Source organism: Nonomuraea sp. NPDC050478 (genome assembly GCF_044458265.1).
In the GTDB taxonomy this organism is placed as follows: domain Bacteria; phylum Actinomycetota; class Actinomycetes; order Streptosporangiales; family Streptosporangiaceae; genus Nonomuraea; species Nonomuraea ferruginea.
Genome location: NZ_JBITHT010000005.1, coordinates 528,826 through 547,790, shown reverse-complemented (window position 1 = coordinate 547,790; position 18,965 = coordinate 528,826). Strand labels below are relative to the sequence as shown.

Below are 18,965 nucleotides of genomic sequence, written 5' to 3'. Positions count from 1 at the left end.
ATGACCGTGCAACCTGCCGGTCGCGGCTCGCCTGCCGGCGGCGGCAGCTCGGGGACGAATCTCGCGGACGTCATCGACACCATTCTCGACAAGGGCCTGGTCATCGACGCCTTCGTCCGCGTCTCACTGGTCGGCATCGAGGTGCTGACCGTGGACGCCCGGATCGTCGTGGCCAGCGTCGACACCTACCTGCGCTTCGCTGAGGCGGTCAACCGCCTCGACCTGTCGACCACGCAGAAGGACCTGCCCGAGGTCGTCCAGGGCGTGACGCAGGCCAAGTCCGTCGACCAGGGCGAGGAGCCCGCGCTCGAAGCCGCCGCCGACGAGGTCGAGGACGTGCCCGAGGAACAGCCCCGCGAGGCACGCCTCAGAGAGGATGACTGAGATGTCACCACGCGGAGAGGCCGCCCGGCCCGCGGACACCTCATCGGCGGACGTGAACGGCACCGCGTCCTACGTGTACGGGATCGTACCCGTGGATGTCGAAGTGGAGCCCGGGACTGAGGGTGTCGGAGAACCCGGCGGCCAGGTGGGACTGGTGACCTTCGGCGAGATCGCGGCCCTGGTGAGCGACGTCCGGGCCGACCGGCCGCTGGGCCGGCCGCGGGACCTGCGGGCGCACCAGACGCTGCTCGACCAGACGGCGGCGGAGGTGCCGGTGCTGCCGTTCCGGTTCGGGGCGGTGCTGACCGGCTCCGACGCCGTCCTGGAGGAGCTGCTGAAGCCGTACCACGACGCGTTCGTCGACGCCCTGCGCGAGGTGGAGGGCCGGACGCAGTACGTGGTCAACGCCCGGTACGACGAGCGGACGATCCTGAGGGAGGTGCTGGAGGAGAACGAGGAGGCCGCGACGCTCCGGGAGCGGATCGCCGGCCTGCCCGAGGACGCGACGCGCAACGAGCGCATGCGCCTGGGAGAGATCATCGAGCACGCGATCGCCGGAAAACGGGAGACGGACACGGCGACGGTGCTGGAAGCCCTCTCCGACGTGTACGAACAACTGGTCGTACGCGACGTCGGCCACGAGCGCGAGGCCGCGCACGTGGCCGCACTGGTGGAGCGGGACAGACAGGCCGAGTTCGAAGAGGCCGTGGACGAGCTGGCCCGCCGGTGGTCGGGCCGCGTCGAGGTTCGCCTGCTCGGGCCGATGGCTCCGTACGACTTCGTGGGTACGGCCTGACCACGGACACGACGTCGTGGAGGAGTGAACATCGTTGGGACTGGGGACGCTGCTCTTTGGCTGGCCGCTGCTGCCGATCTACTCGGTCGTCAAGCTCGGCGAGCTCCTGAGAGACGAGGTCGAGCGGGAGCTGCGCGATCCGGCCGTGGTCCGGCGCCGCCTGGAAGAGGTGGAGCAGGCCAGGGCCGCCGGTCGGATCTCCGAGGAGGAGGAGGCCCGGGCGGTCGAGGAGATCCTGCAGGGGATGACCGGCTGGTGAGGCGGGGGCCGCACCAGCGGATACGGGGGTGATTTCGTGCCTGCCAGGCAGGGGACCGAGCGCAAGCACGCGTCAGGCGGAAAGGGAGCGGACGACGGCGGCGAGGAGCCGCCTCGCTCGCGTTCCGCGGACATCCCGGCCGCCGCGGCGGCCGACATGGGGCTGCGCATGATGAGCGAGCTGACCGGCAAGGACACCGAGAGCGTCACACGGGTAGAGCCGTCGGACGACGGGTGGCTGGTGGGCGTGGAGATCGTGGAGGACCGCCGGATCCCGTCGTCCGGCGACACCCTGGCTCTCTACGAGATCGACCTCGACATGGAGGGCGAACTGCTGTCCTACCGCCGGGTGCGCCGCTACAAGCGGGGCAGCGGCGACCCCGCCGAGAGCCCGCGGTGAGCGCCGTGAGGTCGGGCCCGTACGTTCCCGGGTCCTCGATGCAGCAGCAGGGTTACAGCGGCCGCGAGTCGGCCAACCTGGGGGACATCCTGGAACGGGTGCTCGACCGGGGCGTGGTGATCGCCGGCGACATCCAGGTGAACCTGCTCGACATCGAGCTGCTGACGATCAAGCTCCGCCTGCTCATCGCCTCGGTCGACACGGCCAGGGAGATGGGCATCGACTGGTGGGAGCACGACCCGTGGCTGACCGGCGACGCCCACGAGCTGGCCAAGCAGAACCGCAAGCTGCGCCGCCGCCTCGCGGCGCTGGAGGAGATCGTCGCCACGCGGGCGGAAGCCGCCCACGAGCCGGAGGCGGTCGAGCGTGGACGCTGAGCAGGGCGTCTACCTGTACGCGGTGACCCGTGACGAGGGCGGCGAGCCCGACGGCCCGGCAGGCGTCGCCGGTGCCCCCGTGCGCCGTCTGGCGCACCGGGGCCTGGCCGCCTTCATCAGCACGGTGTCGCTCCAGGAGTTCGGCGAGGAGTCGCTGCGGCGCTCGATGGAGGACCTCGCCTGGCTGGAGGAGATCGCGCGCGCCCATCACCGGGTCGTGGAGGCCGTCGCCCGCCGCGGACCCACGGCCCCCGTCCGGCTGGTCACCGTCTACACGGGTGAGGCACAGGTCCGGGAGCTCCTCGACGAGCGGCACGCCCAGTTCGAGGAGGTGCTGCGCCGGGTGTCGGGCCGGTGGGAGTGGGGCGTGAAGGCCTACGCCGTCGCGGGCCCCGCCGAGCCGGTGGCGGAAACCCAGGACGCGGCGCCGGGAGCCGCCTACCTGAACCGCCGCCGGGCGGCCCTGCGCGGACGTGAGGACGGCTGGCGCCGGGCCGCCGAGCACGCCCAGGCCGTGCACGAGGCGCTGATGGGCATCGCCGTGGCCGGCACCCGTCACCGGGCCCAGGACCCGCAGCTGTCAGGGCGGCGGGAGCAGATGGTGCTCAACGGCGCCTACCTGGTGGACGAGGCACGCGCCGCCGAGTTCGCCCGGGTGGTCGAGGACCCCGCCGAACGGGGCGTCACCCTGGAGCTCGTGGGCCCCTGGGCGCCCTACTCCTTCGCCGCGCTCGACCACGACGGTGAGACGGCGTACGGTGACGCCTCCTGAGCCGAGAGGGGGCCGGCTCGCCGCCGAGGGACGCCTGCCCGAGCAGCGGGTGGCGCTCGTCGACCTGCTGGACCGCCTGCTGGCGGGCGGGGTGGTGGTGACGGGCGACGTGGTGCTGTCCATTTCCGGCATCGACCTCGTACGGATCTCCCTGCGGGCGTTGCTGGTGTCGGTACGGGAGGGCGACGCGGTAGACGGAGGGATGCGGCATGACAGAGCCGACTGACCAGCCGGTGGTGAAACCGGGGGAGTGGCGGCTGGAGACCGACGCCGACTCGGTGCAGCGTGACCTGAGCCGCCTGGTGCTGACGCTGATCGAGCTGATCCGCCAGCTCGTGGAGCGTCAGTGTGTGCGGCGGATGGACCGCGGCGAGCTGTCCGGGGAGCAGCTGGAGGCGGTGGGGCTGACCCTGATGAGGCTGGAGGAGGCCATGACCGAGCTGTGCGAGCGGTTCGGCCTGACGCCTGCCGACCTCAACCTCGATCTCGGGCCGCTCGGCACCCTGCTCCCGGAGGACTGACCCCGGGCCGTCACTGCCCGGTCGCCTTCGTCAGCGCCCCTTCGTGGCCGACGACCTCCGCCGCGGCCGGGGCCGTCGCCGGGGGGACCGCGGTCACGTACGTGTGGATCTCGGTGAGCCGGAGGTTGCGCCGGACCACCGGCGCCGAGATCGACCAGCGCGCCGAGTCGGGCACCGGGATGTAGTCGTCCTCGGCCGTCTTGGTCGTCGTGGTGGTGGTGCGGGAGAGCGAGTATTGGATGATCGCGCCTCCGTCGCCGGTGCGCAGGGCGTACACGGGGTGGTCGCCGGCCTGGAAGATGGAGTCGTAGCTGAAGCCGGCCTTCTTGGCCTTCTGCCTGGCCTCGGTGATCTGGCTGGCGACGTCGGTGGTGTAGGGGCCGTCGGCGATGAGGCCGGCCGCGACGCCGTCGGTGCCCGTCTCGGCCACGGTGGCGTGCAGAGGGCCGATGAGCTGGGGGCGGATGGTGACGCTCCGGTCGTCGCCGGCGATCGCGGTGGCGTACCCCTGGTCGTCGAGGGCGACGTCGGGCCGGTGCGCGGGGTCGAGCAGCCGGGAGGCGGCGCTGAGCCGCCAGTCGCCGTTTCTGGCGAAGGTCAGCATGGTCGGCTCGCCGTCGCGGTCGGCCAGCACCGAGAACCACACCGCCTGGGCGCCCTCGGCGAAGCGCGGCACGTACAGGGTGGGGGAGCCCCACTCGTGACGGGGCGGCCGGCCGCCGCTGGACAGGTAGGCGACGGCGGTCAGCCGGGCCTCCGAGTCGCGTACGTACTCCATGGCGAGCCGCAGGTCGCCGGAGGCGCGCAGCACGCTGTCGGTGGCGACGAAGGTGGTGAACACCTCGCCCGCCTTGGCGAGCGTCACCTCGGGCTCGGCGGGCGTCGGGTCGGCGGACGGGCTCGGCGAGGCGGCCGCGGGGGTGCGCGAAGGATCCGCGGCGGAACCCGAGCAGCCGGACGCCCCCGCCAGCAGGACGGCGGCGAGCGCCAGCGCCTTACGCCGACCGTGTACACGCACCTGGCCATGTTATTCGGCACCCCCGCCGGTCGCGTACTCTAAGGAGGCGTGGCAGACATCGATCCGGCAGACGCAATCAACGAGCTCGCCGGCACGCTCCGCAGCATCCAGGACGTGCTCGACCTCGACTCCATGCGCAAGCAGATCGAGGAGCTGGAGACGCAGGTCGCCGCCCCCGATCTGTGGGACGAGCCGGACAAGGCGCAGAAGGTCACCAGCAAGCTCTCCCACCTCCAGGGCGAGCTCAACCGCGTCGACGGCCTGAGCCGCCGCCTCGACGACCTCTCGGTCCTGTACGAGCTCGCGGCCGAGGAGGCCGACGACGACACCCGCGCCGAGGCCGACAAGGAGCTGGTCTCGCTGCGCTCCGACATCGGCGCGCTGGAGGTCCGCACCCTCCTGTCGGGCGAGTACGACTCGCGCGAGGCCCTGATGACCATCAACTCCCAGGCCGGCGGCGTCGACGCGGCCGACTGGGCGGAGATGCTGCTGCGGATGTACCTCCGCTGGGCCGAGCGCAAGGGCTACCCCACGGAGGTCTACGAGACCTCGTACGCGGAGGAGGCGGGCATCAAGTCGGCCACCTTCGCCATCAAGGCGCCCTACGCCTACGGCACGCTCAGGGGCGAGCACGGCACCCACCGGCTGGTGCGCATCAGCCCGTTCGACAACCAGGGGCGCCGCCAGACCTCGTTCGCGGGCGTGGACGTGGTGCCGGTCGTGGAGCAGACCGACCACATCGACATCAACGAAGACGAGATCCGCGTCGACGTCTACCGCTCGTCGGGCCCCGGCGGCCAGGGCGTCAACACGACCGACTCGGCCGTGCGCATCACCCACCTGCCGTCCGGCATCGTCGTCTCCTGCCAGAACGAGCGCTCCCAGCTGCAGAACCGCGCGACCGCCATGAACGTCCTCCAGGCCAAGCTGCTCGAGCGCAAGCGGCAGGAGGAGGCGGAGAAGATGTCGGAGCTGCGCGGGGCGACGACCACGTCATGGGGCACGCAGATCCGCAACTACGTCCTTCACCCGTACCAGATCGTGAAGGACCTGCGGACGGCCACGGAGGCGGGCAACCCGAGCGCGGTGCTCGACGGCGATCTCGACCAGTTCATCGAGTCGGAGATCCGCTGGATGCGCCGCCAGGAGTCAGACGCCCAGTAGGTGTTCGAGCACCAGGGTCGCGAAGAGCGCCACGAGGAGGACGATCGCGATCAGGGCGGGTGACAGGCCGGCGAAGCCATGACCGTGCAGCCGCTCGCGGTTGGCTCGGCAGAGGGCGCAGCGGCCTTCGATGACGGGGTGCGCGCACTGCGCGCATACGAGGTGTTGGCAACTCATGTCAGCCCCAAGTCTAGCCGCACAATCGTTTTGTTTCCGTTATGGACGTTCCATGCCAGTCTTCCCTCTAGACTGTGCTCCAGCCAATCGGAACGTCGATCAATGGTAAAGCTGGGCGTCCCCGATCGGTGCGTGGCGGGAAGTGGGCATGTGCCACCCTCGCTTCCGTCCTGACCCCTAGACTGGCATGCCGTGATGCTCTCGTGATCCATTTCGATAATGTCACCAAGGTCTACGCGAACCAGAACAGGCCCGCCCTGGACCACGTCTCTGTCGACGTGGACAAGGGTGAGTTCGTGTTCCTCGTCGGTCCTTCGGGATCAGGCAAGTCCACCTTCCTCCGTCTGATTCTCAAGGAGGAGCGGCCCAACTCCGGCGCGATCCACGTCGCCGGCAAGGACCTGGCCCGCCTCTCCAACTTCAAGGTGCCTCACCTGCGCCGCCGCATCGGCTGCGTGTTCCAGGACTTCAGGCTGCTCCCGAACAAGAACGTCTACGAGAACGTGGCGTTCGCGCTCGAGGTCATCGGCAAGCCGCGGCGGTTCATCCGCAAGGTGGTGCCGGAGGTCATCGAGCTGGTCGGCCTGGAAGGCAAGGCCCACCGCATGCCCGACGAGCTGTCCGGCGGCGAGCAGCAGCGCGTCGCCATGGCCCGGGCGTTCGTCAACCGGCCCATGATCCTGCTGGCCGACGAGCCGACGGGCAACATCGACCCCGCGACGAGCATCGGCATCATGAAGGTGCTCGACCGGATCAACAGGACCGGCACCACGGTCGTCATGGCCACGCACGACGCGGCCATCGTCGACTCCATGCGCAAGCGTGTCGTGGAGCTGGAGGACGGCAAGATCGTCCGCGACCAGTCGCGTGGCGTGTACGGCCAGGCGTACTGACAGGGAGCAGTAGACACAATCATGCGGGCGAACTTCATCTTCTCCGAGGTCTGGATCGGCCTCCGTCGCAACCTGACCATGACGATCGCGGTCATCATCACCGTCGCGGTCGGCATGGCGATGCTGGGCGTCGGCTTGATGATCAACGCCCAGGTCGGCATGATGACGACCTACTGGTACGACAAGGTCGAAGTATCCGTCTTCCTCTGCACCAAGAACAGTGACATGCCCGCCTGCAAGGGCAAGGCCGTCACCCAGGCGCAGACCCAGGCGCTGCAGAAGCAGATCGAAGGGCTTCCCGGAGTCGAGCAGGTCTTCTACGAGGACCAGGCGACGGCCTTCAAGAACTTCCAGGAGGCCTTCAGCGCCAACCAGCCCATGCGCGACGCCACCAAGGTCGAGGACATGCCGACCTCGTTCCGGGTCAAGCTGGCCAACCCGGACAACTACCAGCCGGTGATCCAGGCGTTGCAGGGACAGCCGGGCGTCTCGCAGGTGGTCAACCAGAGAGACCTGATCAGCCAGTTCTTCACCATGCTCGACAAGGTGCGCTGGGCCGCCCTGATCGTGGCCGTCATCCTGGTGCTCGCCGCCGCGCTGCTGATCGGCAACACGGTGCGGTTGTCGGCGTTCAACCGCCGCCGGGAGACGGGCATCATGCGGCTGGTCGGGGCCTCCAACCTCTACATCCAGCTGCCCTTCGTCATGGAAGGCATGATCGCGGGCCTGATCGGCGGCGTGTTCGCCGCGGTCATGCTGATCGTGACCAAGGTCTTCATGTTCGACGAGGTCGCCCAGTATCTGTCGTCCGGCGGGGCGCAGATCGGCTGGGACGACGTGGCGTCGGTGATCACCCTGACTATGATCATCGGTGTGGTGATCTGTGTCCTGGCATCGTTCGTCACTCTCCGCCGATACCTCAGGGTCTGACGAAACGCCGGTAAGGTCGAAGCATGCCACGTGAGACCGGGCGAAAGGTCATCGCCCAGAACAAGCGTGCCCGGCACGACTACCACATCGAAGACACCTTCGAGGCGGGGCTGGTCCTGCAGGGCACGGAGGTGAAGTCGTTGCGGGAGGGCCGCGCCTCACTGGTCGACGGCTACGCCAGCGTCGAAGGCGGCGAAGCGTGGCTGTTCAACGTCCACATCCCCGAATACGCGCAGGGCACCTGGACCAACCACGCAGCCCGCCGCAAGCGCAAGCTCCTGCTCCACCGCAAGGAGATCGACAAGCTCGCCACCCGGGTCAAGGAGGGCGGGCTCACGATCGTGCCGCTCCAGCTCTACTTCAAGGACGGCAAGGCCAAGATCGAGATCGGCGTCGCGAGAGGCAAGAAGGACTGGGACAAGCGGCAGTCGCTGGCCGAGAAGCAGGCCAAGCGCGAGATGGCCCGGGCGCTGCGTCACCGCAACCGATGAACCGAGTCCGCCGCACGCTGGCCGCGACCGTCACGCTGGCGATCGCGAGCATGACCTTGACCGGCTGCTTCGAGGAGGCGTCGCCGCACGACGCGGTGCGCGACTTCCTCGTCGGCTGGCAGTCCAACGACTACGAGCTGGCCGCCTCCCGCGCCGACGGTGACCCCGCCGTCGTGCGCAAGGCGCTGTCGGACGCCAAGCTGCAGCTCGACGCGGCCTCGTTCCGGTTCCGCATCAAGAGCGTGCGGGTGACCGGCGACGAGTCGCAGGCCGAGTTCGGCGTCGAGGTCGACCTGGGCGACAACAACCCCTTGTGGACGTACGACAGCGTGCTCCCGCTCCGTCTGGACGACGGCATGTGGAAGGTGAAGTGGTCGCCTGCGGTGCTGCACCCCCAGCTCAAGGAGGGGCAGCGGTTCGCGGTCAAGGCCAAGCCGAAGCCGCGCCAGCCGGTCCTCGACCGCGGCGGCGACCCGCTGCAGCAGGACATGTTCCTGTACGTGGCCGGAGTGGTGCCCGCCCAGCTCGGCGACCGCGCCGAGGAGGTCGTCAAGCAGCTGTCCCAGATCACCGGATACGCGGAGGACCGGCTGCTCAGCCGGATCCGGTCCGCGCCGCCCAACGAGACCGTGCCGCTGATCACCTTCGGCCGCACCCGCTACCAGTCGGTGAGACAGAAGCTCGACGCCATCCCCGAGGTCAAGACCGTCACGGAGAAGCAGCCCGTCGACCCCGCGAGCCCCAAGCAGATAGTCGGCCGGGTCAGCGCGCTCACCCCGGAGACCGAGCAGAAGCTCGGCGGCCCCCAGCGGGCCGGCGACTCGATCGGCCAGAGCGGGCTCCAGCAGGCCTACCAGGGCTACCTGACAGGCTCCACCGAGACCCAGGTGATCATCCTCGACCTCAACACCGGCGAGGAGGTGGCGTCGCTGCAGCAGTGGCCCGGCCGTCAGAACAGGTCGGTGCAGACCACGATCGACAGCGGCGTGCAGGTCGCCGCCGAACGCGCCGTCTCCAGCACCCGCGCCAGCGCCCTGGTGGCGGTCGACAGCTCGACCGGCGAGATCAGGGCGGTCTCCACCCGCGGCCTGCACCAGCAGAACGACGCGCTGGCGGGCCGCTTCCCGGCCGGCACCGCGTTCTCCATCGTGGCGGCCGACGCCATACTCAAGGCCGGGGTGCAGACCAAGCAGAAGCTCCCGTGCCCGGCCGAGCGCACGGTCGGCGGTGCCCGGTTCGTCAGCGCGGCCCAGGTCACCGGCTCCTCGCCCACCTTCCAGCAGAACTTCGCCGCGGGCTGCGTCACCGCGCTGGCCTCGCTCGCCCGCCGGGTGACCGGCGACGACCTGGCCCGGAGCGCCGAGAACTTCGGCATCGGCCTGCCGTGGCAGCTGCCGCTCAAGTCGTTCAGCGGCTCGCGGCCGGCCTTCGACGGCGACGCGGCCAAGGCCAAGGCCATCGCGGGCCAGAACGTCGAGGTGAGCCCGCTCAGCATGGCCCTGGTCGCGGGGGCGGTGGCGTCCGGCACCTGGCGGCCGCCGGTGCTGGTCACCGCGCCCGACACCCCCGACGCCGCCGACGAGGTGACGCCCGCGCCGCAGCCCCCGCCCCGGCAGCTCGACCCGCAGGTCCGCGAGGCGTTGACGGCCATGATGAGGGCGGGCGCCCAGGGCACCCCCGCCCAGGCGGGCAGCGGTCGCGTCCACGGCGTGACGTCCGCCGCCACCGGCAAGGAGAACGACGCCTGGTTCGTCGGCTGGCAGGGCGACCTGGCCATCGCCGTGTTCACCAGGAACTACAACCCCGCCGCCGTGGCCGGCAGCTTCTTCGCGGCCCTCGGCGACACTCCGTGATTTTTTCGTGACAAGAAGCAACCATCGGACAGGCCGGTTGCGTCTTAATGAGTGACCGGTCCCGCTCGGGGGGTTGCGGGACCAGTCGTCGTGATGAGATCAGGACTTCATCTCGGGGGAAGTCCTGCCGTCATTGACCGGCTCGACCCTGCCGGTCGCCCCCGGGAGCGTGATGCTGCTGTGCTGCGCTTCCGGGGGCTCCACGGCGTTCGCCGGGAATCAAGTTGGCATCTGGGGTGTTGTCAGAGGTATCGTCGTCATGCTCGATCCTCCGGGATCGTGTTGACAACTCCACAGGGGGTGACTGGCTTCGACTTTGACCTTGCAAGTCAGGAGAAGCGGGCCGAGGACTGCGGACATAACCTCGTTAATCCTGTGACCGCAAACAACAAGTGCCAATTCTAAGCGCACTGAGGTCAGCCAGGGTTCCCTGGCTCTCGCTGCCTAAGTAGCGAAACCTCTGTCAGCCCGAGAGTGCCTTCGGCTCGGGATCTGGCATCGTCAGAAGGCTCAACCGATCGACCCGGCCACGGGGGTGATCGGGAAACCAAACAGTGGCTGAGCCCGTCGGCGACTCGCCTGCGTGATCGCCGGGGCTGAGAAAAGCACAGCAGGCTGCGCCCGGAGAAGCCCTGTCTTGGGGTTGAAGGACGCGGGTTCGATTCCCGCCACCTCCACTTCGAAGACGCGGAAAGCCCGGCCGGATCATCCGGCCGGGCTTTTCGCGTTCCGTCAGGAGTCCTGCTTGACCATGTCGCGCAGGCGGTTCTTGAGGATCTTGCCCGAGGCGTTGCGCGGCAGTTCGCTCACCACGACGGCCTTGGTCGGCTTCTTGTACGAGGCGAGCCGGGTCAGGCAGAACTCGGACAGTTCCGCCACCGTGGGCGGGTCGGCCTCGTCACGCGGGACGACCACGGCGACGGGCGTCTCGCCCCACTTCTCGTGCGGGCTGCCCACCAGGGCGATCTCGCGGACCTTGGGGTGGTCGGCGAGCACGGCCTCGACCTCGGCGCTGTAGATATTCTCTCCACCGGAGATGATCATGTCCTTGAGGCGGTCGACGACGTAGAAGAACCCTTCCTCGTCCACCCGGACCAGGTCTCCGGAGTGGAACCAGCCGCCCCGGAACGCCTCCTCGGTCGCCCCCGGGTTGTTCCAGTAGCCCGTCATGGTCTGCGGGCCCCGGTAGACGATCTCCCCGATCTCGCCCTGGGGCACGTCGTTCATGTCCTGGTCCACCACGCGCACCTCGACCAGGGGGACGGGCTTGCCGACCGAGCCGATCTTGCGGATGGCGTCCTCGCCGGGCAGGGACGTGGTGATGGGCGACATCTCCGTCTGCCCGAACACCGACACGTTGGGCACGCCGGGGAAGGCCGCCTCCATCGCCCGTAGGATCGCCGGGGTCGCGGGCGCGGCCCCCCACGAGATGGTGCGCAGCGGGATGTCGCGCTGCGGGAGCGTGGGGCTGGCGCAGACGGCCTGCCACTGGGTCGGCACGAGGAAGGCGTTGGTGACCCGCTCCGACTCGACCAGGTCGAGGAACGCCTCGGGGTCGAAGGCGCCGGTCGGCGTGATGACGGTGGTGTAGCCGAAGATGAGGTTCGGCACGATCACGCCGACCGCGGCGATGTGGAACATCGGTGAGGTGACGACGCAGATCTCGTCGGCGCCCGGACGCAACGTCTGCAGCAGGGTGATCGTCTGGCCGAGGAGGTTCTCGTACGTGAGCATGGCGCCCTTGGGCAGGCCCGTCGTCCCCGACGTGTACATGATCAGGGCGACCGCGCCGAGGTCGGCGGGGCCGCTCGCCCCGCTCGGCGTCGCGCCCGCGACGGCTTCCTCGTAGCGTTCCGCGCCCGCGCCGGCGGCGTCCGGGGCGTCGCCGACGACCAGGCAGGGCAGCTCGGCCTCCTTGCCCGCCCGCACCGCGGCGACCACCGGGGCCAGCGGCTGCTCCACCACGATCGCGCACGAGCCCGAGTCCTCGGCGAGGTACGAGACCTCGGCCGCGACCAGCCGGAAGTTGACCGGGACGGCGATGGCGCCGAGCCTGTTGATCGCCACCAGTGTCTCGACGAACTCGGGACGGTTGGTCAGGAGCACCAGGACCCGGTCGCCCTCGCCCACGCCGCGGGCTTCGAGCGCGGCGGACAGGCGGCGGCTGCGCTCGTCCAGCTCGGCCCAGGTCGTCGTCTCGCCCTTGAACCGTATGGCGGGCCGTCCTGGCTGTGCGCCGGCGTGTTTGGTCACCTGGTGGACCCAGGTGAGTCGCTGGTGGGGGTGGGCACTGTGGACCGTGCTCATGTTCTTCCTTCCCGTCCCTCGGCTGTAAGTGAGAACTTACAGCCGGGTGCCCGTCAAGGTCGAGAGTCGGCGGACGTCCTGGCCGGCACGCGGATCCCCAGCGCCAGCCACTGATCGTCCGTCCGGACCATGAGCCGTCGCCGCAGGCAGTCCGCGAGGAATGCGAGCACCTCCTCGGCCGTCGCCCCCGCGGCCGTGTCGGCGGCGACGGCCGCGCGCTCCGCCGTGACCCTGTCGCACCGGGCGTACACCGCCGCCCGCCAGCCGGTCAGCCGGAACGACACCGTCCGTTCGTCGCGGGTGTCGACCAGGACCAGCCCGCCGTCGGGGTGCGCCAGCAGCGCGAGCGTGCCGTTGCCGCCGCGCTCGATCCACCGCCGCACCCGCTTCATGACCGGCCCGGCGTGGTCCAGGGGGCGCATGCCGTCGGCGTAGTCGAAGTCGAAGTAGTACGCGATGCGCCGCAGGGCCTCGTCCGGGAAGGGGTAGAGGCACCGGTACACCTCCATGGGCCGCACGCCGGTCATCCCGAACCGCTCCGGATCCTGGTGGAAAGGGCTGAACCGGTCGAGCCGGATGGCGTCCATGCCGTCCGGCGGCTGGAGGAAGTCGCACGCGTCCAGCAGGGGCAGCATCGACGCGTAGTCCTCGGCGGTCTCCCCGGGGAAGCCGAAGAGCAGGTTCCAGCGCGCGGTGACGCCGAACTCCGCGCACCACTTGAGGAGCTGGATGTTGCGCAGGGCCGTGGTCCCCTTGCGCATCAGCGCCAGCACGTGGTCGCTGAGGCTCTCCAGGCCAGGCTGGATCTCGCGGACCCCGGCGTCGGCGAGCAGCTTCACCTGGGCGGCGCTGAGGTTGGCCTTGACCTCGTAGAACAGGTCGGCAGGCGCTCCGGCGGCGGCGAGCGCGGGCAGCAGCGTGGTGAAGTACCGCATGTCGAGGATGTTGTCGACGACGCCCGCCGTGGTGAGGCCGTGGCGCCGGGTCAGGTGCTCGATCTCGTCCAGCACGCGCTCGGGCGACTTGCTGCGGAAGGTCATCGCCTCGCCGTTCAGCCCGCAGAACGTGCAGTGGTGCCTGGCCCCCCACCAGCAGCCGCGCGAGGTCTCCAGCAGCAGGCGGGGGCGGACGGCGGCGCCCTCGCGCCGCAGACGACGTCCACGAACGGGAAGCGCGCGTGCAGCTCGTGGCCCATGTCGCCTTCCCAGTTGGCGCCGCCGAAGACGGTGACGACGCCGGGATGGCGTTCCTTGACCCGCCGGGCGAGCGCGAGCGAGGCGAGGTTCTGCTCGAAGGTGGAGGTGAACCCGACGTCCGTCCCGCGGACGAGGCCAGGCAGCGGTCGAGGAAGCGGGCGCAGGAGCCGCGCAGCCTCCGCAGCCTGGCGATCGTCTCCTGGGGCTGCCGGTGGACGCCGCGCAGGACGGTCTCGTCGTACGCGGCGTCGGCCGCCGGTCGTTCGCCGTGGAGCGCGGCGGCGAACAGCCACTCGCCGGCGAAGGCGGTGTGCGGCAGCCCGCCCTGCACCCACTGGTAGTCCGGCAGGCCGATGAGATCGGCGAGGTCGAAGCCGAGATAGCGGACGTCGCAGGCCACGCCGTCGCGCCGGAGCGCGGCCTGGAGCAGGCTCAGCCCGAGCGAGGGGCGGTCGAGCCCGTGCCAGGGCATGCTGACCAGCAGGACGCGGTAGGTGGACACGGCCGGGCCTAGTCGCAGTTCAGCCCGCGGATGGAACATTCGATGTAGGTGGTCTGGGCCGAGCTCTGGGCCGCGTAGGCGTCGATGAGCCCGCTGCCGGTCGCGCGGTCCGGCCCGGCCGTCGCCTGATGGTTCATGCCCGGGGCGTTGAAGCAACTGCCGGTCGTCACGTCCCTCGCCGTGGCCCTGAGGAGCTGCTTCATCCGGGTGGGCGAGATCCCCGGCCAGGAGCCCTTCACGAGGGCGCACACGCCCGCCGCCGGGGCTGCCGCCGCCGAGGTGCCGCTGAAGACCGCCCAGCCGTCGTCGGACTTGGTGTCGTCCGCGCTGTCGGCGAAGGTCTCGTCGACGAACGAGCCCGGCTGGGTGGGCAGCATGATGTACGAGGCGTTCGGCTGCAGGCCGACGAGGCCCACGACGTCGGGCACCCGCCGGCCGGGGAAGATGTCGCTGGTGAAGCCGCTGGCGTAGTCGGACGCCCGCAGGTTGCCGCCGGCGTCCAGATGGGCGCGCCGGCAACGACGAGCTCAACGGCAACAACGGGAACGACGACCTCAACGGGGGACCGGGCACCGACGACTGCAACGGCGGGCTCGGCACCGACACCGAGGCCGGCTGCGAGCCCTAGTGAGCGCCGGCTCACCTCCCGCCCCCGGGGAACCGGCGGGCGGGAGGCGGCCGGGCCGGCCGACGGCGGAATGCGGATATTTCGTCGCTCGTCCGGCTGCTGCGCGGTAAGGTCCGGGAGCAGCCGGTCGCGGGACTCAGGCGCGACTTCCGGAACCCGCCTATGAAGCGATGCTTCGCAGTTCGTGCCCCCATTCCCCGGCCGGCGCCGTCATCCCGGGGAGCCATGGACACCTACGCCGACCTGATCGAGTGCGAGGACGTGCTGCTGTTCGCGAACGCGGCCATCACCTCGACCGGGCAGCGGGAGTTCCGCGCCACGGCGGGCGAGCAGCGGCTGTCGCTGGACTTCCTGCACCGCTACATCCACGGCAACTATCCCGATCTGTACGCGGCCACGCTGGCGCTGGACGTCAACGACCACAACGCCGCGATGATCATCCACAACGTGCTGAAGGCCCGCGGCGACGGCCCGCTCATCTCCTGGCGGCTGGCCAGGATGAGCCCGCCACGCGTCTACCGGCTGTTCGGTGAGCTGCGGCGGGACGGCGTGAACAACCGGCGCACCAGGGCGGTCATCCGCGACTGGCTGCTGGCCCGGCCCGACCTGGCCTTCGACGCGGTCAAGTACCGCTCCGCGATGAAGGCGGCGGTGCGTCACGCGCACCTGCGGCCACCGGGCGAGCTGGGCGACTTCCTGTTCGCGCCGCACCGGCGCGCCCGCTTCGACACCCCGGTGCTGGAGGCCTGGCGCCGTGCCCACCACGAGAAGCAGGCGCTGTACGAGCTGCCGTACACGGTGGCGGAGGGGTTCGCGGCCCGGCACGGCATCCCCAGGGCGGTCTTCCTGGAGCGGATCGCGCCCCGCCTGACCCGTTCGGAGCGGCTGCGGCTGGCCGGCGCCCATGAGCGTGCGGGGATCCGGGACAAGGCCGATCTGGCGGCCATGCCGCTGGTGCGCGCGGCCTCGTACGTGCTGTCGCTGCCGTACGGCGAGCGGCGTCAGCACGTGGCGGCGCTGCGCGCGGCGGCGGCGCGGGCGGCGGGGCCGCGGCGTGGGACGTGGGGGAGCGTCGCGGCGGTGCTGGACGACAGCTTCTCGTCGTTCGGCTCGCCGGTGAAGCGGCGCAGGCCGCTGGCGGTCGCGCTGGCCTGCCACTACCTGCTGGAGGCGCTGGCCGGGTCCTACCGAGGGCTGTGGGTGTCAGGGCTCGCCGACCCGGTGATGGCGCGGCCGGACGGGCCGACGCCGCTCGGGCGGCGGGTGCTCGACGCGCTCGACCCGCGGCCGGACCGGCTGGTCATCGTCTCCGACGGGTGGGACAACGCGCCTCCCGGGCTGGCCGCGGAGGTCCTGCGGGTGTGGCGGCGCCGGCTCGACCCGGCGGGCGGGGTACGCGTCGTGCACCTGAACCCGGTGTACGACGCGGAGCGGTTCGAGGTGCGCAGGCTGTCGCCGCTGGTTCCGACGGCCGGGATCCGCGACGCCGAGGACCTGCCGGCGCTGGTCGAGCTGGCCGGGTTCGCGCAGGGCCGCACCGGGCCTGCCGAGCTGCGCGCGTACCTGGAGGAGAGGGCGGCGGCGCGATGATCGACCTCGCCGGGCTGGAGACCCGGCCCGCCCAGACCTGGGGAGCGGTGCGGCTGGTGCCGCTGGTCCGGCCGGAGCCGATCCTCGACCTGCGGCTGCACGCCCGGGTGTACGGGGACGAGCTGAGTGTCGTCGGCCTGCCGGACAAGTCGGTGTACGTGGCGTACGTCCCGCACGCGTTCGTGGCGTCGTGGACCGGCGACGGGAGCCCAGCCGCAGCGTACGGCACCCAGCTCGGGGAGCCGCTCGACCGCATGGACGTCAGGTTCCGCCGGCGGATGGCCAGGCGCGTGGACAAGAACCGGCTGCGCTTCCTGCCCCTGCACCTCGCCCTGGAGGGCTACCTGGCGCTGCACTTCCGCGGGCCCGTGATCGCCTGGGCGGAGTGGTCACGCCAGGCGGTCGCGCGGGGGCTGTCGCCGCGCGCCGAGGACGCCCGCACCGGGGCGGAGGTGCGCGGGCTGGAGGACGCGCTGCGCGTCTTCGAGATCCACCCCGGCCAGTGCGGGCTGCTGCTGTACGCGGGTGACACGCTGGCGAGCGCGTTCGTGGTGCCGCATCCTGACGACTACCGGGCGCTGCACCCGACCCTGGTACGCGACCTGTACGGGGAGCTCGTCCACGAGTACGCGACGTTCTACCCGGCCCGTGACTTCCCCGCGGTGATCGACGAGAGCCGGGTCTCCTCCCTGGCGGACCTGCGGGCCGAGGCGGCGCGGCAGGAGCGGGAGTGGGCCGGCTTCCACGACTCGGTCATGGCGGCGGGCCTGCTGGGCTCGCCGGACCGGGTGGAGGAGGTGTACCGGCTCGGCGGGTTCCGGCTGCGGCGTTTCCTGCCGGCCTTCGACCGCCGGGCGGAGAACCACATCGGGGAGACGATCACCGCCGAGGACGGGAGGCTCGCGTACCTGAAGACCTTCAGGCTGTCGCAGGCCCAGGTGCGGCGCGGCCACCTGCTGCGCGTGCTGCACGAGCACGACTGGCGTCTGGAGGACGCCGCCGCCGCTCTCGGCGGCACCGCGGCCCAGCTCGGGACGCGGCTGGAGCGGGCCGGGTTCGGCCACCTGCTGCGGCAGGACGTGCTGGACCGGTACCGCAGGGTCAACGGGCACAGCCGGCGAACTCGTCCAGCCGGCGGAGCATGACGGCCAGCATGGCGGGGAACATCGCCACGTGCGCCGCGATCATCACCCCGTGACCGTCGATGAGCCCCAGCCACAGCAGCGGGAAGAGCGGAACGGCCGGTGCGAACATGGCGGCGCACATCTCCAGCGTCGACCCCCAGCCGTGGCCGCGGAAGCGCATCCACACGGCCATGCCGATCGACATGTTGAGCGCCATGAGCAGGTACGCGGCCTCCGGGTGGGTCGCGTACGAGACGTGCACGCCGGCCATGGACCAGACGAGGTCCAGGAGGAACATGCCGGCGAACATCGCGATGATCATTTCGATGTAGTGCAGGGCGAATCGGCCCCAGTTGCGGCCTGTGGCGCGTGCGGTCGTCTCTGACATGTCTTCGACGGTGACGCCGTACGGGGCAGACGGGGAGGGGAGGGCGGGCTGCTGGTCTGGAAACTTGGGATCCTCGTCTTTCGGACACGGATACGCGCTCCGAGCGGGACGATCCGGACCTGGCTAATGTGTCTGCGGTGAGCGATCGGGTCATCGGCGGGTACGCGCTGCGGCGCGTCCTCGGTCGCGGCGGCATGGGCGAGGTGCACCTGGCCGCCACCCCCACCGGCGGGCTGGCCGCCGTCAAGGTCATCCACCCTAGGCTGGCCCGCGACCCCGCCTTCCGCCGCAGGTTCGAGCGCGAGGTGGCGGCCGCGCGCCGGGTCGCCCGGTTCTGCACCGCGCCCGTCCTGGACGCCGGCATCGACGGCGACGTCGCCTACCTCGTCACCGAGTACGTCAAAGGCCCCGACCTGGCGAGGGCCGTGCGCGACCAGGGGCCGTTGTCCGGGGGCAACCTGGAGGCGCTGGCGGTCGGCATCGCCACCGCGCTGAGCGCCATCCACGGCGCCGGGGTGATCCACCGCGACCTCAAGCCGTCGAACGTGCTGCTGTCGCCGCTCGGGCCGCGCGTCATCGACTTCGGCATCGCCCAGCTCGTCGGGTCCGACACCAGCCAGGCGATCCTCGGCACACCCGCGTTCATGGCGCCGGAGCAGGCGCGCGGCGAGACCGTCGGGCCGTTCACCGACGTGTTCGCCTGGGGCGGGGTCATCGCGTTCGCCGGAACCGGCCGCTCCCCGTTCGGCGGCGGATCCCCTGGCGAGGTGCTCAACCGCGTCGTCAACGAGAGGCCCCACCTGGACGGCCTGGACGACGGCGTCCGCGGGCTGGTGGAGCAGGCCCTCGCCAAGGACCCCAGGGCCCGCCCACCGGTGTCCCGCCTCCTCGCCGACCTCCTCGGCGGCCCCCCGACCAGCCCCGCCTCGGCCACCGAAGCCGTCGAGCGCACCTGGACCACCCCCCTCACCCGCCCCCCGTCCGCTCCGGCCCCTCCCGACCACGGCCCCCCGTCCGCTTCCGCCTTTCCCCATCTCTCCCCAGCGACTTCGTACGGCGGATCTGCGGTGAGTCCGCAGGGTAACCCCGCCTCCCAGAGTGCGGTTCCGTACAGTCCGGAGGCTTCCCCGACCTCTCGGGGTGCGGTCGCGTACGGGGGAGTCTCTGGGGCGGCGGGCGGTTCGGACGCGCTGCGT

At 70.8% G+C, this 18,965-nt stretch carries 22 protein-coding genes, 1 other RNA gene and 2 pseudogenes; 19 read left to right on the top strand and 6 right to left on the bottom strand.

Going from position 1 to position 18,965, the window contains the following annotated elements; translation table 11 throughout:
- The 8 genes and pseudogenes from gvpJ (ACIBF7_RS27395) to ACIBF7_RS27360 form a co-directional block, all read left to right on the top strand.
- Positions 1-210 (top strand): annotated as a pseudogene (gene gvpJ, locus ACIBF7_RS27395) (gas vesicle protein GvpJ); the annotation flags it as partial.
- A 175-nt stretch (positions 211-385) separates the two neighbouring features.
- Entirely contained in the window at positions 386-1,180 is a 795-nt protein-coding gene (locus ACIBF7_RS27390; RefSeq protein WP_397198468.1) for a GvpL/GvpF family gas vesicle protein, read from the top strand.
- A 34-nt stretch (positions 1,181-1,214) separates the two neighbouring features.
- Positions 1,215-1,439 (top strand): gas vesicle protein GvpG, encoded by a 225-nt coding sequence (locus ACIBF7_RS27385; protein WP_148034189.1) that lies wholly within the window; start codon positions 1,215-1,217, stop codon positions 1,437-1,439.
- 36 nt (positions 1,440-1,475) lie between these two features.
- The gene (locus ACIBF7_RS27380; RefSeq protein ID WP_308248795.1) at positions 1,476-1,838 is read left to right on the top strand and encodes a gas vesicle protein; all 363 of its coding nucleotides are present in this window, start codon (positions 1,476-1,478) and stop codon (positions 1,836-1,838) included.
- On the top strand, positions 1,835-2,215 hold the full coding sequence (locus tag ACIBF7_RS27375) for a gas vesicle protein (protein WP_378525242.1): 381 nt from the start codon (positions 1,835-1,837) through the stop codon (positions 2,213-2,215). Before ACIBF7_RS27380 ends, ACIBF7_RS27375 begins: the two co-directional genes overlap by 4 nt.
- Positions 2,205-2,987, top strand: coding sequence for a GvpL/GvpF family gas vesicle protein (locus ACIBF7_RS27370; RefSeq protein ID WP_397198467.1), 783 nt, complete (start codon positions 2,205-2,207; stop codon positions 2,985-2,987). The genes ACIBF7_RS27375 and ACIBF7_RS27370 overlap by 11 nt, the downstream gene beginning before the upstream one ends.
- Positions 2,974-3,213, top strand: coding sequence for a gas vesicle protein GvpJ (gene gvpJ, locus ACIBF7_RS27365; RefSeq protein ID WP_148034187.1), 240 nt, complete (start codon positions 2,974-2,976; stop codon positions 3,211-3,213). Before ACIBF7_RS27370 ends, gvpJ (ACIBF7_RS27365) begins: the two co-directional genes overlap by 14 nt.
- On the top strand, positions 3,197-3,508 hold the full coding sequence (locus ACIBF7_RS27360) for a gas vesicle protein K (RefSeq protein ID WP_397198466.1): 312 nt from the start codon (positions 3,197-3,199) through the stop codon (positions 3,506-3,508). Before gvpJ (ACIBF7_RS27365) ends, ACIBF7_RS27360 begins: the two co-directional genes overlap by 17 nt.
- Before the next feature lie 10 nt (positions 3,509-3,518).
- Here ACIBF7_RS27360 and ACIBF7_RS27355 read toward each other — a convergent pair whose 3' ends face one another.
- Positions 3,519-4,526, bottom strand: a complete 1,008-nt coding sequence (locus ACIBF7_RS27355; protein WP_397198465.1) for a hypothetical protein — start codon at positions 4,524-4,526, stop codon at positions 3,519-3,521.
- A gap of 48 nt (positions 4,527-4,574) precedes the next feature.
- On the opposite strand from ACIBF7_RS27355, the gene prfB reads away from it, so the two are divergent.
- The gene (gene prfB, locus ACIBF7_RS27350; protein WP_271279097.1) at positions 4,575-5,690 is read left to right on the top strand and encodes a peptide chain release factor 2; all 1,116 of its coding nucleotides are present in this window, start codon (positions 4,575-4,577) and stop codon (positions 5,688-5,690) included.
- On the opposite strand, the gene ACIBF7_RS27345 is transcribed toward prfB, so the two are convergent.
- A complete protein-coding gene (locus ACIBF7_RS27345) occupies positions 5,676-5,867 on the bottom strand; it encodes a hypothetical protein (protein WP_148034183.1) in 192 nt (63 codons plus the stop codon). The two genes, prfB and ACIBF7_RS27345, sit on opposite strands and share 15 nt — an antisense overlap.
- A gap of 203 nt (positions 5,868-6,070) precedes the next feature.
- On the opposite strand from ACIBF7_RS27345, the gene ftsE reads away from it, so the two are divergent.
- The 5 genes from ftsE to ssrA all read left to right on the top strand — a co-directional run bounded on the left by ftsE (position 6,071) and on the right by ssrA (position 10,714).
- The gene (gene ftsE, locus ACIBF7_RS27340; RefSeq protein ID WP_091079803.1) at positions 6,071-6,760 is read left to right on the top strand and encodes a cell division ATP-binding protein FtsE; all 690 of its coding nucleotides are present in this window, start codon (positions 6,071-6,073) and stop codon (positions 6,758-6,760) included.
- A gap of 21 nt (positions 6,761-6,781) precedes the next feature.
- Positions 6,782-7,690, top strand: a complete 909-nt coding sequence (gene ftsX / locus ACIBF7_RS27335) for a permease-like cell division protein FtsX (protein WP_148034182.1) — start codon at positions 6,782-6,784, stop codon at positions 7,688-7,690.
- A 23-nt stretch (positions 7,691-7,713) separates the two neighbouring features.
- The gene (smpB, locus tag ACIBF7_RS27330; RefSeq protein WP_148034181.1) at positions 7,714-8,181 is read left to right on the top strand and encodes an SsrA-binding protein SmpB; all 468 of its coding nucleotides are present in this window, start codon (positions 7,714-7,716) and stop codon (positions 8,179-8,181) included.
- A complete protein-coding gene (locus tag ACIBF7_RS27325; protein ID WP_148034180.1) occupies positions 8,178-10,034 on the top strand; it encodes a penicillin-binding transpeptidase domain-containing protein in 1,857 nt (618 codons plus the stop codon). Before smpB ends, ACIBF7_RS27325 begins: the two co-directional genes overlap by 4 nt.
- 296 nt (positions 10,035-10,330) lie before the next feature.
- Positions 10,331-10,714: a transfer-messenger RNA gene (gene ssrA / locus ACIBF7_RS27320) on the top strand.
- Positions 10,715-10,766: 52 nt separating this feature from the next.
- Here the strand turns inward: ssrA and ACIBF7_RS27315 are convergent.
- Together ACIBF7_RS27315 and ACIBF7_RS27310 are read right to left on the bottom strand one after the other, a co-directional pair.
- On the bottom strand, positions 10,767-12,341 hold the full coding sequence (locus tag ACIBF7_RS27315; RefSeq protein ID WP_271279098.1) for a long-chain-fatty-acid--CoA ligase: 1,575 nt from the start codon (positions 12,339-12,341) through the stop codon (positions 10,767-10,769).
- A 53-nt stretch (positions 12,342-12,394) separates the two neighbouring features.
- On the bottom strand, positions 12,395-13,492 hold the full coding sequence (locus ACIBF7_RS27310; RefSeq protein WP_397198588.1) for a RiPP maturation radical SAM C-methyltransferase: 1,098 nt from the start codon (positions 13,490-13,492) through the stop codon (positions 12,395-12,397).
- A gap of 26 nt (positions 13,493-13,518) precedes the next feature.
- On the opposite strand from ACIBF7_RS27310, the gene ACIBF7_RS27305 reads away from it, so the two are divergent.
- Positions 13,519-13,878: a hypothetical protein gene (locus ACIBF7_RS27305; protein WP_397198464.1), complete on the top strand. Its 360-nt coding sequence runs from the start codon at positions 13,519-13,521 to the stop codon at positions 13,876-13,878.
- A gap of 169 nt (positions 13,879-14,047) precedes the next feature.
- On the opposite strand, the gene ACIBF7_RS27300 is transcribed toward ACIBF7_RS27305, so the two are convergent.
- Positions 14,048-14,467: a S8 family serine peptidase gene (locus ACIBF7_RS27300; RefSeq protein ID WP_397198463.1), complete on the bottom strand. Its 420-nt coding sequence runs from the start codon at positions 14,465-14,467 to the stop codon at positions 14,048-14,050.
- 86 nt (positions 14,468-14,553) lie between these two features.
- Between ACIBF7_RS27300 and ACIBF7_RS27295 the strand changes: the two are divergent.
- The 3 genes and pseudogenes from ACIBF7_RS27295 to ACIBF7_RS27285 form a co-directional block, all read left to right on the top strand.
- Positions 14,554-14,667, top strand: a pseudogene (locus ACIBF7_RS27295) (hypothetical protein); the annotation flags it as partial.
- A 225-nt stretch (positions 14,668-14,892) separates the two neighbouring features.
- Positions 14,893-16,257 carry a hypothetical protein gene (locus ACIBF7_RS27290; RefSeq protein WP_397198462.1) on the top strand — a complete coding sequence of 455 codons (1,365 nt, stop codon included), beginning with the start codon at positions 14,893-14,895 and terminating at the stop codon, positions 16,255-16,257.
- Positions 16,254-17,402: an ARPP-2 domain-containing protein gene (locus tag ACIBF7_RS27285; protein ID WP_397198461.1), complete on the top strand. Its 1,149-nt coding sequence runs from the start codon at positions 16,254-16,256 to the stop codon at positions 17,400-17,402. Before ACIBF7_RS27290 ends, ACIBF7_RS27285 begins: the two co-directional genes overlap by 4 nt.
- On the opposite strand, the gene ACIBF7_RS27280 is transcribed toward ACIBF7_RS27285, so the two are convergent.
- Positions 17,359-17,769, bottom strand: a complete 411-nt coding sequence (locus tag ACIBF7_RS27280; RefSeq protein WP_148034168.1) for a hypothetical protein — start codon at positions 17,767-17,769, stop codon at positions 17,359-17,361. The genes ACIBF7_RS27285 and ACIBF7_RS27280 overlap by 44 nt on opposite strands.
- Before the next feature lie 137 nt (positions 17,770-17,906).
- Between ACIBF7_RS27280 and ACIBF7_RS27275 the strand changes: the two genes are divergently transcribed.
- On the top strand, positions 17,907-18,965 hold a 1,059-nt coding region (locus ACIBF7_RS27275; protein WP_397198460.1), incomplete at its 3' end, for a protein kinase.